A 13,769-nucleotide genomic window follows, 5' to 3' on the forward strand; every position below is an offset into this window, starting at 1 on the left:
ATAAAGCAGTACATCTCATTAAGCGAGCGTTCATTTTATATTAATGCACCCGATTAATTTTAGTTCATTGCCTTGTTCTACGGGTTTATAACGATTTGGTTACCACAGGCAAAGTGACCTTTAGGGCAAGCCCTGTAACCATGCACCCCACAAGGTCGGCAATCAAGTGGTGTATCAACCTCAACAATCAATGAACTATCAGCCAGCGGACCAAACCCAAAAGAGGGAACCGTTGAACAAAAAAATGCCGTTACAGGCGCATTCATTGCACTGGTTAAATGCAGCGGGGCAGAGTCATTTACGTAATTCATTTCTGCACCTTGCATTAATAATGCCGTGGCATTGAGTGATAATTTCCCGGCAAGGTTGATTACTTTTTGCCGGTTTGATTTTTTAATAATTTCATCTATAAGCTGACAATCACCGGGCGCCCCAACTAACAATATTTGTCTTGGTTCAGATTGTTTCTGAATCAATTCAACCCATTTGCTCACGGGCAATTGTTTTGTAAACCATACTGATGACGGCGCCATAACCACATAGGGTTTGTCTTGCAAAAATGGTGCTGCTGATAATGCATCGTCAGGACTTGGAAATAATTTTGGTTTATGTAAAGTGAGCTCAGGCAAACTCAATTTAGCTAAATTTAAATTGCGTTCAATTTCATGAATGCCTGAATGCAAATCATGTTTTATTTTTTTTGAAAAACAAAAACTCAACGGATTATTGCTATATCCAATCTTTTGATTCGCCCTACTGCGCAACACCATAAAGCCTGATGAAGCGTAACGCTGCAAATTTATCACTAGGTCATAACGTTGCTGTCTAATTTCTCTTATGGTATGAATAAGGCTTTTGTATTTGCCTCGCTGCTTATCCCAAATAATGATTTTATCAAGATGAGGATTATTGGCAAGCAAAGACTCATTCCCTTTTCTCAATACAAAATCAATTTTAACATCAGGTAAACATGCGCGCACTGACTCAATTAAGGCTGTTGCCAGAATGACATCCCCAATAAATGCAGTTTGTATGATGAGAATGCGTTTCAGACTTTTGGTAAATGATGATATTGTTTACGAATACTTTCTTCAATCGGAATGGCAGATCCGGCGTCGTCTATACGCACAAACGTAAAGTAGGTTGAACTTACAATTTTCTCTTCGCCGGTATAAAAATTCACATGACGCGCTTCAACATAAACGATAATGGAAGAATTGCCAATACCTTTCACCTCACCATAAATATTGACTTGTTGTCCGTTTTTTACAGGTCGTTGAAAAATCATTTCATCAATTTTTACGGTAACCATATTGGGGTTTTTACACACGCTACAAGCCCATGTTGCTGCAGCTTCGTCTAACCAAGCTAGCATGTGTCCGCCAAATAAATTGCCATGCACACCAATATCTTTGGTCATACATAATTTGATTGCCAGTTTTTCCATTTTTATTTTTGTATGAGGGTTAGTACTTGATTTGCCCATAATGCAGGCGTTACGCTCATTCCTAGTGCATGACTTTCTTCAGCCATTTGAATTAAATCTGCATCTGAACTTGAGATTATTTTTTTCATGGCGTTTTTCAATTGCTCTTTATTGCCGGGTTCAAACTCAAAGCCATTTTTTTCAAGATACTTTGTACGGGCTCCAACTGCCGTGCTCAGCAACAATGGAAAGCCTGCAACTGCAAACTCTTGCACAGTTACGCCCCAAGGTTCAAATTTGCTTGGCAGAATATAAACTCCACTTTGAGTAATATATTTTTCTAACTCTGCCGGTTGAACAAAACCAATATGCTTTATGCGCTCATGCATCATTCTATTTTCCCACTGATCTCCAGTTCCTATACACAACAACTCCCAGTCACTATTTGTTTCCAGCACCAATTCTGCGAATGCCTGCCATAACTCAAAAATGCCCTTGTGTTCAACGTATCGCGCAACGTATAAAAATTTATGCGGGAAGTTTTTTCGCTTTGTCTCAAATGTTTTGTCAAATATCTCATTGAAGAGATTTATATCAGCACAATAATAATTGAGCAGAATATTTTTGCCAAAACCAAGCTTAGCTGCATATACCGCCTGAGGTTTACCGGGTACCCAGGCATGCGTGAAAATTCTTTTCAAATAAAAAGGTGATATCATGCAAGCAATATGCTGTTTCAAAGTACCATTCCAATGATTATCCAAACTCAATACAATGGGTATTTTTTTTCTGAATGATTTTGCAACGGCAAGATACCCTTTATCCATCCACCCTGAACAAACAATGAGATCAGGATTAAATTCATGTATTTTTTTTATGAGTTGCTGCTCATTGAAATCATGTCTGTTAAGCAGTGTTAATCCGGTATTGTCAAATTGAAACGGAGCCTCTTTATTTACAGGCCAGCGCACAACTAAAACATCAGCTGATTGACTCAAAGATTTTGCGCAGGCTAAAAAATATCCGGCAATTTCAGTGTATAAAAAAACTATTTTTGCAGAGTTCATGCAATTAATTAATGAACAGGGCAAAAGTACAGTTTGTTTATGAATCAACCCAGACATCGTTTTTTTTGCATTCATCCTGAACAGGGCAAGCTTGATGAAGATGAAGCTGTGCATGCGATGAAGGTACTAAGACTCACAACCGGAAATCACATTGAAATTATTGACGGAAAAGGAAATGCATATCACTGTACCATCACAGAAATTTCAAAAAATCATGTTGGCTTTACCATTGACAAAAAAACAAGTATAAAAACAGCTGAATACACCATCTCCATTGCCATTGCCCCAACTAAGAACATTGATCGGTTTGAATTTTTTATTGAGAAGACTACTGAACTTGGCATTGCGCAAATCATTCCAATCATCTGTCAAAATTCAGAAAGACGAGAAGTGAAAACAGAGAAGCTGAACAAACAAATCATTGCAGCAGTCAAGCAATCAGGAAATCTTTTTAAACCTGAAATCACAGAAGCAACACCCATAAAAAAATTGATTTCTGATTCCGGCTTTAGTGACTATCAGAAATTTATTGCCCATTGCAGAACAGACGAAGAAAAAAATCATCTGCTCAAACAGGTGATACCCGGCAAAAAAGTACTAATTTTGATTGGACCAGAAGGAGATTTCACAACGGATGAAATTGCCCTTGCACAACAAAACGGATTCTGTCCGGTTAGTTTGGGTGAATCAAGATTACGAACTGAAACAGCAGGAATAGTAGCATGTCATACCATATTATTAAAAAATCAGTACTCGTTTTAACCTTACTTGCAGGTTTCTGGATTACTCTTGCTGCCCAAGAAAGTTCGTCACTGCAAATAGCCCTGTTGAAATACAATGGCGGTGGTGATTGGTATGCTAATCCCACTTCATTGCCTAATCTTGTTAAGTTTTGTAATGCAAATTTGGGAACTAATATTTCAGAAAAGGTTGAAACTGTTTCTGCCGATGATCATGCCATTTTTAATTATCCCTTCATTCACATGACAGGTCACGGCAACGTAGTTTTCTCAGCAGAAGAAGTTGAAAATTTACGTAACTACATGATTGGTGGCGGATTTTTACATGTTGATGATAATTATGGAATGGATCAATTCATCAGACCTGAACTATTGAAAATTTTTCCGGAAACTGAGTTGGTTGAACTGCCACACACCCACCCCATTTTTCATCAGAAATATGATTTTCCAAACGGTTTGCCAAAAATTCATGAACATGATGGTAAAAGGAGTCAAGCATTCGGCATCATATATGAAGGCAGACTAGTTTGTTTATACACTTATGAATGCGATTTGGGAGATGGTTGGGAAGATGCAGAAGTGCACGGAGACAGCCCTGAAAAAAGACAAGAAGCATTAAAGATGGGTGCCAATATTATTCAGTATGTTTTTACGGCTGTGCATTAATATCACCCTTATACTTTCACTCAACCCAATCATGGCTCAGGGTGATTCTCAGCCGGAAAAAGTTGACTCACCCTATCGTTCAGAGTACAATCCATGGTTCAAATTTGGAACCTTTCAGCGTGGATACAAAGACAGAAACCTGCGACCGGTGCTTGACTCACTAGAAGCCAAACCCCGAAAGTTATGGACCAGAAAAGACAGCCTCACCTTTGCCCAGGTCACTAAACAAACCGGTAATCTTGATTTGTCAGCCTATTACTATGATAATTTAAATCTTAAATACATAGTTGATTCTGCTTATTGGTGGGATCGGTTGGTCATCCATTATGTTCATCATGAATTTAATACTTGTTTAAGAGTAATCAGAGAAGCTGAACCCGGACTGGTTGAGCACAGTAAACTTTGGTTTTTGAAAAAAATGTGCGATGCCAATTTGCGAAAACTAAAAGATGAAAAATGGTTTAAAAAAGAATCTGTTCTGCAATGGAAAGTTGATTCTACCTTAATCAACATGGATAAAAACTCGCCTGAATTCAGAGAAAAAGTTATTGTTCCGCTTGAAAATTTATCCTTTATACTTGAATTGTTGATTAGACATATTTATGAAGAAGATGAGGTGATAGCGCGCACCTGTCTTGAAATGGGATGGATTGTAAAGGCCTACATCTCACCAACACAAGCGTATATTGCAATGAGCCTTGGCCGAAACTATGACAACTGGGATAAAGAAATTCTCAAAAACATCAAAGAGGTTAAAGCTATTATCATGGAGAAAAAATATCGGATTCCTATTTTCAGAAAAAATTTCCCCCGAATTGAATACTGGCGTTTTGATTATGAAGTACTGAAAGAACAAATTATTTACGCAAGACAAGACACAACGCCTAAAACACCACCCGTTTTATACAAAGAAGAAGAAAAAGAAGATCCCACTTTTAACCCGGGGCTAATCCTGTTGGTTGGATTATCAATCATCTTCTTTTCAACGCTGATTTTTTTGCGAACCCGCAGAAAGTAGTTGGTATGTTTTTTGAAATACGAACTTATAAAGTGCTTATGAAAACAATCGGATATATAATAGCATTGGCAGGTGTCACGGTGTTGAGTGCATGCAAAAATGCGGAAATGAAAAATAAAAGTCAGCAACAGGTTGTTTATCCTCAGGCTGTCTTGGTTGAAAATCCTGACGCGTATGCTGAATCAGCTGATTTTAGTATAATGGCAGTAAGTATTGAAGGCAATGTAATGTCCATTTCAGTTGAATACAGCGGTGGATGTGAAAAACATAGTTGGGAATTGGTTGGTTCAGAAAGTATCCAAAAATCATTACCACCTAAGCGCGGAGTGCGTCTCATTCACCAGAATAATGGTGACAGTTGCCGAAGCATCGTTGAAGAAAATTTAAAATTTGATATTTCTGTCTTGGCCTATGAAGGCGGAGAAATAATTCTCAACCTGCAAGGATGGGCCAATGCGCTGTCCTATACAAAAGCAAACTAGTAAGCCAATTTTTTGTAAAGTTTTCCAAAATCCTTTGCAAAATATGAAAGAATAATATCAGCACCTGCCCGGCGAATACTGAGTAATTGTTCAAACATAGCAGATTCATAATTCAGCCAGCCATTAGCACAGGCGGCTTTCAGCATAGCGTATTCACCACTTACGTTGTAAGCTGCAATTGGCAAAGTTGAATTTTCTTTCAGCAAATGAATGATATCAAGATAACATAATGCTGGTTTCACCATGAGAAAATCAGCTCCCTCTTCAGTATCTAACATAGCTTCACGCAGGGCTTCCATTTTATTTGCCGGATTCATTTGATATGTTTTTTTATCACCTGACTTTGGCGCAGAATCTAATGCGTCACGAAAAGGACCATAGTATGCACTGGCATATTTGGCAGTGTAAGACATGATTGAAACATTTGTATGTCCGGCTTTGTCAAGCGCTTCACGTATAAAGCGTACCCTGCCGTCCATCATATCTGAAGGACCAACAATATCAATACCTGCATCAGCCTGCGCAACAGCCATTTTGGCAAGGATTGGCAAAGTGATATCATTCACAATTTCTCCATTTGATACATAGCCATCATGACCATCTGAACTGTACGGGTCCATAGCGACATCACTCATCAGGCAAGCGTCCGGAAAACGCTCTTTTAATGTTCTGATAGCTTTGAGATAAAAGTTTTTTGCAGCATAACTGTACGTTGCTTTTTTATCTTTTAATTTATCTGATACTGCAGGAAACAGAACAAATGAACGAATACCCAAGGCCAAACAAACTTCAACTTCTTTACAAACATCATCTAAACACAGTCTGCTTATACCGGGCAATGATTTGATTGGTTCAGGCTTCACCTTACCTTCAACAAGAAATAAAGGATATATTAAATTAGACGGACGTATCACCGTTTCTTCAACCATGGCGCGGATGGTAGCCGTTTTTCTATTGCGTCTTGGACGTTCTAACATGATCTTGTTTTTTATTTGCAAAGGTAGTTCAAATTCAATAACAACGGCAGGTATGATAATCCATTGGGAAAAAACTGAATGTTGTAATAAACTACATTGATGCGCTAAATTGAGAGATTTGTTGTAAAAAAATTAGGTTTCATCTGATTTTATACAGTGTTCAATTGAATAATTTTTTTAGTTTTACAGCAAAATAGCAGCTATGAATTTTTTTAAGTGGTCTTTTTTAACCCTGATTTCGTCTCTTGTCCTTATTTCATGCGGCGGAGACAACCCTCAAACCGGTGAAGGTGATGAAGGAGAAGATGATGATGTGCAAGTGATTTCTCAGCAAGTGCTTGACTCTGCTTCATCATTGAATGCATCCATCAATGGAAAAATGTTCAGTATCCCATCTCCAATTCAGATGGCAACCCTAATCAAATCAAAGGTTGGCATATATAACGAAAAATTGTTGACTGATCCTGAAAAAGTATCCAGCTTCACTACCAATTTTAAGCGTGCCATCAATATGGGCGTTTATGGGGCTGACCTTGGCTACGCTACCATTTATGAAAATAATACCAAAGCGGTTTCATATCTGTCATCTATTGAAAAACTTTCTGATGAGCTGGGTATTGCAGGCGCATTCAATGAAACCTTGCTTGAACGCTTTATTGAAAACGGAAATAACCCTGACTCCATGCTTACCATCATGTCAGAAGGATACCGTGAAGGAGATAAATTTTTAAAAGACAACGAACAGCATGATATTGCAACGTTGATTTTAACCGGAGGATGGATTGAAGGTTTATATTTTGCCGCTATCAGCTATGAAACTTCTAAAGACCAAGCACTGGCTGATCGTATCGGCGAACAAAAAACGGCTCTTAAAACTATTATTGAACTATTAACTGATTTCAATACTGATGAACATTATTCACAACTCATTGCTGATTTAACTGATTTGGAAACAGATTTCAATAAAATCAAATTCAATTATACCTTCATTGAACCGGTTCATGATGTACAAAATCATCAAACCAATATCAAAAGTAAATCATCTGTTAGTATTGATGAAGCAGTGCTTACCAGCATCATCAGCAAAATAAAAAACATCCGTAACAGCCTAATTGGTTAATATTATGAAGAAATTAATTTTCATTTCACTGCTTTTTTTTGCAGGATTATCTTTTGGTCAGGAATGCGATTCACTGGTCAATGTATGTTATCGTCATTTGGCTGCGGATTCAAAATCAGGCAAAACATTTATTTCAGACGGACAAGTTTATCAAGCCTTTGTTGATGCAGAACAAGCAGCAGAGTTTAAAGTTACACTCTACGGAGGATCACTTTATCGTATTGCTTCAAGCGCAGGCTCAGATGATAATTATGTCATCTTTAATGTATATGATCAAGAGAGAAATTTACTATTCAGCAATCAAGATCAGAAAAATCACCCATACTGGGATTTTAAAGTTGACAATACCTTAGATTGCTATATTGAAGCATACCTTGATATAGATAAAAAAGTATCCGGCTGCCTTGTGCTATTAATCGGATTTCAAAAATAAAAACTGCATTTAATTCTCTTTCCTGACAAATGAGTGAACGGATACTAAAAGCCCTGATGCAACTCTTTGCAATTATCGCGAGAGTTGATGAAGAAATTGACAGCACCAAACCTATTACCTCAGGTGCAGGTCGCACCATTGTTGAAGCATTTTTAAGACAAGAGTTGGGTTCTGCTGCGGTTGAAGAATATTTGAATTTGTTTGATGAATTCCTGATTTCTCATCAAGGTGCATCAAGTAAAAAAGATGGTCAGCGCAAAAAAACATCGGTACACTCTGTAAAAGTGTTGCGCATTTGTACGCAAATTAATGAAGAACTTGCACAAAGACAAAAAATCATTGTACTTGTCAGAATACTTGAATTTATCAATGCCAACGAAGTTGTAGCTGATCAAGAACTTGAATTTGCACAAACGGTAGCTGATACATTTAATGTTGAAATGGATGAGTACAATCGTATTCGTGCATTTGTTGAGGCTCCGCTTACAAGACGTGAAGATGATTCAAACTGGCTTTATGTTACCAGCGGAAAATCTGAAGGATTTCAACATGCAAAACATATCTACTCTGAGGGTATTGAAGGAGAAATTCGAGTACTGAAAATTGCCAGTGTAAATTTTTATTTCTTTAAATACCTTGGTAACTCTGACTTGAGCCTTAATGGTCAGCCGTTAATGCCGGGCAGACACATCATTTTGAATCAAGGTAGCTCTATCAGATCATCCAGAGTTCAGCCAATTTATTATAGTGACATCATTGCTCGTTTCTTGAGTGATGAAGCCAAAACAAAAATTGTTTTCAAGGCAGACAATATTGAGTACCAGTTCAAAGGAGGAAAAATTGGATTGCACAAATTTAATTTTGCTGAAGAGTCAGGTTCACTTCTCGGAATCATGGGTGGTTCAGGTGCAGGTAAATCTACTTTGCTCAATATTTTGAATGGTAATTATCCGCCAACATCAGGTAAGGTAACTATCAATGGAGTAGATATACATCGCAGTAAAAATCAGATTGAAGGGGTTATTGGATATGTATCTCAAGATGATTTGCTGATTGAAGAATTAACCGTTTTTCAAAATCTTTTTTACAATGCCAAATTATGTTTCGGCGGATTGAGTGATAAACAAATTGCAAAAAAAGTATTACGCACCCTTTCAGCACTTGGTTTATATGAGACCAAAGATCTGAAGGTTGGAAGTCCGCTTGAAAAAACCATTTCAGGTGGTCAGCGCAAGCGTTTGAATATTGGTTTAGAATTGATCAGAGAACCATCTGTTATGTTTGTTGATGAACCTACATCAGGGCTTTCATCACGTGACTCTGAAAATATCATGGACTTGCTGAAAGAGCTTGCTTTAAAAGGCAAACTCATCTTTGTTGTAATTCACCAACCATCGTCAGATATTTTCAAAATGTTTGACAAATTGTTGATTCTTGACCAAGGAGGATTTCCAATTTATAACGGAAACCCGGTTGACGCTATCATGTATTTCAAAAAACGCATCAATCACGTAAAAAGTGATGAGAGCGAATGTCATACTTGTGGTAACGTAAATCCTGAGCAAATTTTTAACATCATTGAATCTAAGGTGGTAGATGAGTACGGTAATCAAACTCAGCATCGCAAAATAGCACCAAAGGAATGGAACAATCACTATCTTGAATTATTAGAAAAACCGACCACCGCGGTGGTAGATGTGCATGAAGTTCCTGAAAGCACATTTAAAAAACCGGGCTTTTTCAAACAGCTTGGTATTTTCTTCATTCGTGATGTATTATCTAAATTGACCAACCGTCAATACATACTCATCAACATGTTGGAGGCGCCTGCACTGGCTTTCATTTTGGCATTCTTTGTTAAATTTTATAATCTTGAATCAGGCACTGAGTATGTTTTCAGTGAGAACCAAAACATTCCACAATTCCTGTTTATTTCTGTAATTGTTGCCTTGTTTATTGGACTAACTGTTGCGGCAGAAGAGATTATTAAAGATCAGAAAATCTTGAAACGTGAGTCATTCCTGAATCTGAGTAAGGGATCTTATCTCATGTCTAAAATTTCCATCATGTTTGTTATCTCGGCTATTCAGATGCTGACCTTTGTACTGATTGGAAACTGGATACTTGAAATTCAGGGCATGTGGCTAGAATACTGGGTGATCTTGTTCTCTTTATCATGTTTTGCAAATCTGTTGGGCTTGAATATTTCTGCAAGTTTCAATTCAGTGAAAGTTATTTACATTCTCATTCCTATTCTTATCATTCCTCAACTTTTATTTAGCGGTGTCATTGTAAAATTTGATAAACTGAATCCATTATTTGGTAATGAAAGTGGGGTGCCGCTGATTGGTAACGTGATGGCGTCACGATGGGCTTATGAAGCCATGGCTGTTACTCAATTTAAAGAGAACGCATACAGTGAAATTTTTTATAAATACGAAAAGAAAAAAAGTTTTGGTACCTGGAAAAAAGATTACTGGCTACAGGAATTAATTACCAATCTTGATTATCTGAAAACTAATCATGATGCCACTGATTCAGCATCAGTTGAACATTGTATCAACTATTATGAAGTTTTGGCCAATGAAATAGAACGAGAAGAAAATTTCATCAAAAATGAAGATGTCAAATGTGTTAACTGTGTAGTTGAATTCAGAAATAAACAATATTCAGATACATTGTATGACAAAACTCGCGCATATTTTGATATCTTGAAAGGACACTACAAAGCACTGGCTGATTCAAACCGAGTGAAAATTGACAGAAAAACACGAGAAATAATTGAAACGCAGGGAGAAGAAGCGTATCACAAACTGCGTGATGAAAACGTGAACGAAGCCCTTGTTGATTTTGCTACCAACAAAACAGACTTGGCAAAATTAGTGGAGTCAGAAGGTTATTTGGTACAAAAGTCTGATCCAATCTATTTAGATCCATACGACAAAGGATTTTTTGAAGCACAATTCTATGCTCCGCAAAAGCGCTTATTTGGTATGTATATTGGAACATTTGCTGCCAACGTTATGGTGATTTGGTTAATGACCTTATTGCTCACTATAACCTTGTATTTTGACCTGCTCAAGAAGTTTCTTGATGGCATGGAGAAATTTTTCGGTCGCATAAAATTCAGAAAGAAAGCAGCCGCATAGTTTGGTATTGCACTGCTGCTGATCAACGATTATTTGTTCTGATGCGTAATTTACTTGAAAAAACTCATGGAAGTGAAGTTTGCTCTATTACTAAAATCTCCTTATATTTGCACCACTTTTAAAATCAAATTTAGATTTAAAAAAGTAAATGGTGGTTGTAGCTCAGCTGGTTAGAGCATCGGTTTGTGGTACCGAGGGTCGTGGGTTCGAACCCCATCATCCACCCGTTAAAACAGAGTGAGAAACAGAGCGAAAAGCGAGTTTTGAACTCTGTTTTTTTTTGTCTAGATATTGGTAAAACAACGAGGACAGACGGGATTAGAATTAGGTATGCAAATCAGATAGGCAACATTTTGATTGAAACAAAACGCCTTAGATATCTTGTACTGGAAAGTTATCTACCTCCGCCCACAACCTCAGACTTCACTTTTAATAAGTAACCTCTCACCGCCTGATAGTATAAAATAAGGGAGAAAAAAAGAAATACATGACTTGCGTCACTGCGGTCAAATAAAGGGTGAAAATTAATTTTAAATACTTGAAAAATTGTGGTTGGAATCAGAATGAGCACACTCATCCAGAAATATTTGAATGAAGTTGCGTGTGTTTTTTCATATACTCTGGCCAAATATCCCAATGCAAAAAGCAAACCAATGGTAGAATTAACCAACGGAATCATCAAGCCTTTGGAAGGGTCATCATGTATATCAATCAATGATAAAATAATTGTTTCTGCAGTGATAGCTAACAATAATTTCACGATAGAAATGCGTTGAAACATTTTTACAAATTCTGCTTTTGGATGTATGCTGAGCATTGCCCACTCAATTAAAAAGGTGGCAAAAAAACCAAGATACCAAGCTGTGTATTTGCCCTCAAGCCCCCAATAATTATAGAAAGAATGACCCAAGCCACCTGCCATAAAGCTCACGCCAAAAATGATAAAAAACCATTTCCACGTGAATGAGAATTGATTATTCCGATAGCTATCGGTAGAAAGACGAATGACACGATACGCCAAAAAAAGAGAAACCAAAAAAAGAAAAGTATCTCCGATTAATGCATTTGGTTCAACTAAATGAAAGCCGAATAAATCAAATTCAACTTTTTCAAAATCCTTGCCTATCAACATCTATTATTCACTTTTTTCTGCGAATTTATGCAATGATTTTAAAATGATTTTTTCTACCAGCATAGGATAACGCGGCTGTAAAAATTTATTCAATTTGCCAATTCCGGTTAGCGTGGTAATGAATTTACGACGTACAATATTCTTCCGCACCGCTTCAGCCACCTGCTGTGTGGATTGCACTTTTGATTTAGCACGATCTTTTAAAATTTTCATAGAACCATCAGCAGCTATGGTTTCTTTATTGTGTTCAATTTCTGTTACTCCAACAAAAATTAAACCTACATGAATTCCATTGGCATGCTCTTCAATACGAATAGATTCAGCAATTGCTCTCAAAGCCATTTTAGAAGAACAATAAGCCGATAAAAACGGTAAGCCCCTGATGCCGGCAAGACTCGAAATAAAAACAATACTCCCTTTAGTTTTTCGCAGATGTGGGATAGCAGGAATAGTTGGATTTACAACGCCGTACACATTACTTTCAAACACGGTTTTAAAAACTTCAGGATTTAAATCGGCAACATTTCCACGCATAGAAACCCCCACGTTGTTCACCAAAATATCTAATCGTCCAAATTTATCAATCGCTGCATCAATGAGTCGTTTGCCCTCAGCAACAATTGAAACATCACAACACATACTGATTACATGCTCATGAATTTTTTTTATTTCAGCCATTGTTTCATCTAAACGTTGCTGGTTACGCCCGTTAAGAACAATGAATGCACCCTGCTTAGCCAAATCAATGGCAATAGCCTTTCCAATGCCTCTGCTGGAACCTGTTATTACAGCAACTTTTCCGTTCATTTTCTTTTGTAATTAGTCGCCGGATTATATTTCAGCGAGGTAAAACAATTGGTCCATGCCATTGCAACGTGTACTAAAATTGCAATCCACAATGTTCCGGATGCCAGTGTCAGCAAACATAACACCAGGCCAAGCGGTGCTGCCCCAATCGTTTCGTCAAGCCCTTTAGGAATATGCGTTGCAGAATAAAGTGCAATATTCACTCCAATGGCCGGCCACAAACCAATGACCTCAACCAAGGGAAAAAATAAAATTCCTCTGAATAAAAATTCATAACCGAATAAATAAACGAACCAACCAACAGCGGCCATAATCACGGTTCGGCGTGTCCAAATTTTTGATCTGATTTGCGGATAATTAGGCCAGTTTTTTTCTTTTTTTGCACTGAAAAAAGCCAATGGAACAACAAGTAAGCATAGGCCACAAATCCATACCAGAGAGAAAAAAGCAGTGTCACCATTCCATCCTAAACCATACATTTCTAGATTGTATTCAGGAACCAAAATCAAACAAGTTACCGCAGCAAGCACGCCCATAGAGAAAAAGCCAAACACTTTTGAAAAGAAAATATGTCTGAGAGATGCTTCATCTGCCTCATACTTGGTGTAGAACCATTTTTTAATGCGTGGTGATGCAGCAACAAACCAATACAAGGTGAAGGTTACTAAACTGACAATCACGGACACAAATACTTTCATATCTGAAGAAGAAAATGAAAGATCTAAAGCAATATATTCAAATGACATAGTAAA

At 37.4% G+C, this 13,769-nt stretch carries 14 protein-coding genes and 1 tRNA gene; 8 read left to right on the forward strand and 7 right to left on the reverse strand.

Going from position 1 to position 13,769, the window contains the following annotated elements:
- Positions 1-77: 77 nt before the first annotated feature.
- Genes IPH66_09920 through IPH66_09930 form a run of 3 tightly spaced genes read right to left on the reverse strand, consistent with a single transcriptional unit; the run spans position 78 to position 2,493 of the window.
- Positions 78-1,052: a glycosyltransferase family 9 protein gene (locus tag IPH66_09920; protein ID MBK7129663.1), complete on the reverse strand. Its 975-nt coding sequence runs from the start codon at positions 1,050-1,052 to the stop codon at positions 78-80.
- On the reverse strand, positions 1,049-1,447 hold the full coding sequence (locus IPH66_09925) for an acyl-CoA thioesterase (GenBank protein ID MBK7129664.1): 399 nt from the start codon (positions 1,445-1,447) through the stop codon (positions 1,049-1,051). Before IPH66_09925 ends, IPH66_09920 begins: the two co-directional genes overlap by 4 nt.
- A gap of 2 nt (positions 1,448-1,449) precedes the next feature.
- On the reverse strand, positions 1,450-2,493 hold the full coding sequence (locus tag IPH66_09930) for a glycosyltransferase family 4 protein (protein ID MBK7129665.1): 1,044 nt from the start codon (positions 2,491-2,493) through the stop codon (positions 1,450-1,452).
- Between the two features lie 39 nt (positions 2,494-2,532).
- Here IPH66_09930 and IPH66_09935 point away from each other — a divergent pair, with 39 nt between their 5' ends.
- The 4 genes from IPH66_09935 to IPH66_09950 all read left to right on the forward strand — a co-directional run bounded on the left by IPH66_09935 (position 2,533) and on the right by IPH66_09950 (position 5,399).
- Positions 2,533-3,255 (forward strand): 16S rRNA (uracil(1498)-N(3))-methyltransferase, encoded by a 723-nt coding sequence (locus tag IPH66_09935; protein MBK7129666.1) that lies wholly within the window; start codon positions 2,533-2,535, stop codon positions 3,253-3,255.
- Positions 3,216-3,899, forward strand: coding sequence for a DUF4159 domain-containing protein (locus tag IPH66_09940; GenBank protein ID MBK7129667.1), 684 nt, complete (start codon positions 3,216-3,218; stop codon positions 3,897-3,899). Before IPH66_09935 ends, IPH66_09940 begins: the two co-directional genes overlap by 40 nt.
- Positions 3,877-4,917 carry a hypothetical protein gene (locus tag IPH66_09945; protein MBK7129668.1) on the forward strand — a complete coding sequence of 347 codons (1,041 nt, stop codon included), beginning with the start codon at positions 3,877-3,879 and terminating at the stop codon, positions 4,915-4,917. Before IPH66_09940 ends, IPH66_09945 begins: the two co-directional genes overlap by 23 nt.
- 107 nt (positions 4,918-5,024) lie before the next feature.
- Positions 5,025-5,399: a hypothetical protein gene (locus IPH66_09950; protein MBK7129669.1), complete on the forward strand. Its 375-nt coding sequence runs from the start codon at positions 5,025-5,027 to the stop codon at positions 5,397-5,399.
- Here IPH66_09950 and hemB read toward each other — a convergent pair.
- Positions 5,396-6,376 (reverse strand): porphobilinogen synthase, encoded by a 981-nt coding sequence (hemB, locus tag IPH66_09955; GenBank protein ID MBK7129670.1) that lies wholly within the window; start codon positions 6,374-6,376, stop codon positions 5,396-5,398. The genes IPH66_09950 and hemB overlap by 4 nt on opposite strands.
- A 202-nt stretch (positions 6,377-6,578) precedes the next feature.
- On the opposite strand from hemB, the gene IPH66_09960 reads away from it, so the two are divergent.
- From IPH66_09960 to IPH66_09975, 4 genes are all read left to right on the forward strand, one after another.
- Positions 6,579-7,496 (forward strand): hypothetical protein, encoded by a 918-nt coding sequence (locus IPH66_09960; protein ID MBK7129671.1) that lies wholly within the window; start codon positions 6,579-6,581, stop codon positions 7,494-7,496.
- Positions 7,497-7,500: 4 nt separating this feature from the next.
- On the forward strand, positions 7,501-7,929 hold the full coding sequence (locus IPH66_09965; protein ID MBK7129672.1) for a hypothetical protein: 429 nt from the start codon (positions 7,501-7,503) through the stop codon (positions 7,927-7,929).
- A 29-nt stretch (positions 7,930-7,958) separates the two neighbouring features.
- Entirely contained in the window at positions 7,959-11,078 is a 3,120-nt protein-coding gene (locus tag IPH66_09970; protein MBK7129673.1) for an ATP-binding cassette domain-containing protein, read from the forward strand.
- A gap of 151 nt (positions 11,079-11,229) precedes the next feature.
- Positions 11,230-11,303 (forward strand) — tRNA-His (locus IPH66_09975).
- Positions 11,304-11,472: 169 nt separating this feature from the next.
- Here IPH66_09975 and IPH66_09980 read toward each other — a convergent pair.
- The 3 genes from IPH66_09980 to IPH66_09990 are packed head-to-tail and all read right to left on the reverse strand — an operon-like array spanning position 11,473 to position 13,763.
- Positions 11,473-12,210, reverse strand: a complete 738-nt coding sequence (locus IPH66_09980; protein ID MBK7129674.1) for a hypothetical protein — start codon at positions 12,208-12,210, stop codon at positions 11,473-11,475.
- A gap of 3 nt (positions 12,211-12,213) precedes the next feature.
- Positions 12,214-13,017, reverse strand: coding sequence for an SDR family oxidoreductase (locus tag IPH66_09985; protein MBK7129675.1), 804 nt, complete (start codon positions 13,015-13,017; stop codon positions 12,214-12,216).
- A complete protein-coding gene (locus tag IPH66_09990; GenBank protein ID MBK7129676.1) occupies positions 13,014-13,763 on the reverse strand; it encodes a CPBP family intramembrane metalloprotease in 750 nt (249 codons plus the stop codon). The genes IPH66_09985 and IPH66_09990 overlap by 4 nt, the downstream gene beginning before the upstream one ends.
- Positions 13,764-13,769: the final 6 nt, after the last annotated feature.

It is taken from the genome of Crocinitomicaceae bacterium, from assembly GCA_016708105.1.
In the GTDB taxonomy this organism is placed as follows: Bacteria; Bacteroidota; Bacteroidia; order Flavobacteriales_D; family Crocinitomicaceae; genus JADJGJ01.

What these genes read in the sequence shown, in the direction of transcription:
- IPH66_09925 (MBK7129664.1), bottom strand. Translation starts at nt 1,447, where the DNA reads ATGGAAAAACTGGCAATCAAATTATGTATGACCAAAGATATTGGTGTG.
- IPH66_09930 (MBK7129665.1), bottom strand. Translation starts at nt 2,493, where the DNA reads ATGAACTCTGCAAAAATAGTTTTTTTATACACTGAAATTGCCGGATAT.
- IPH66_09935 (MBK7129666.1), top strand. Translation starts at nt 2,533, where the DNA reads ATGAATCAACCCAGACATCGTTTTTTTTGCATTCATCCTGAACAGGGC.
- IPH66_09940 (MBK7129667.1), top strand. Translation starts at nt 3,216, where the DNA reads ATGTCATACCATATTATTAAAAAATCAGTACTCGTTTTAACCTTACTT.
- IPH66_09945 (MBK7129668.1), top strand. Translation starts at nt 3,877, where the DNA reads ATGTTTTTACGGCTGTGCATTAATATCACCCTTATACTTTCACTCAAC.
- IPH66_09950 (MBK7129669.1), top strand. Translation starts at nt 5,025, where the DNA reads ATGAAAAATAAAAGTCAGCAACAGGTTGTTTATCCTCAGGCTGTCTTG.
- hemB (MBK7129670.1), bottom strand. Translation starts at nt 6,376, where the DNA reads ATGTTAGAACGTCCAAGACGCAATAGAAAAACGGCTACCATCCGCGCC.
- IPH66_09960 (MBK7129671.1), top strand. Translation starts at nt 6,579, where the DNA reads ATGAATTTTTTTAAGTGGTCTTTTTTAACCCTGATTTCGTCTCTTGTC.
- IPH66_09965 (MBK7129672.1), top strand. Translation starts at nt 7,501, where the DNA reads ATGAAGAAATTAATTTTCATTTCACTGCTTTTTTTTGCAGGATTATCT.
- IPH66_09970 (MBK7129673.1), top strand. Translation starts at nt 7,959, where the DNA reads ATGAGTGAACGGATACTAAAAGCCCTGATGCAACTCTTTGCAATTATC.
- IPH66_09980 (MBK7129674.1), bottom strand. Translation starts at nt 12,210, where the DNA reads ATGTTGATAGGCAAGGATTTTGAAAAAGTTGAATTTGATTTATTCGGC.
- IPH66_09985 (MBK7129675.1), bottom strand. Translation starts at nt 13,017, where the DNA reads ATGAACGGAAAAGTTGCTGTAATAACAGGTTCCAGCAGAGGCATTGGA.
- IPH66_09990 (MBK7129676.1), bottom strand. Translation starts at nt 13,763, where the DNA reads ATGTCATTTGAATATATTGCTTTAGATCTTTCATTTTCTTCTTCAGAT.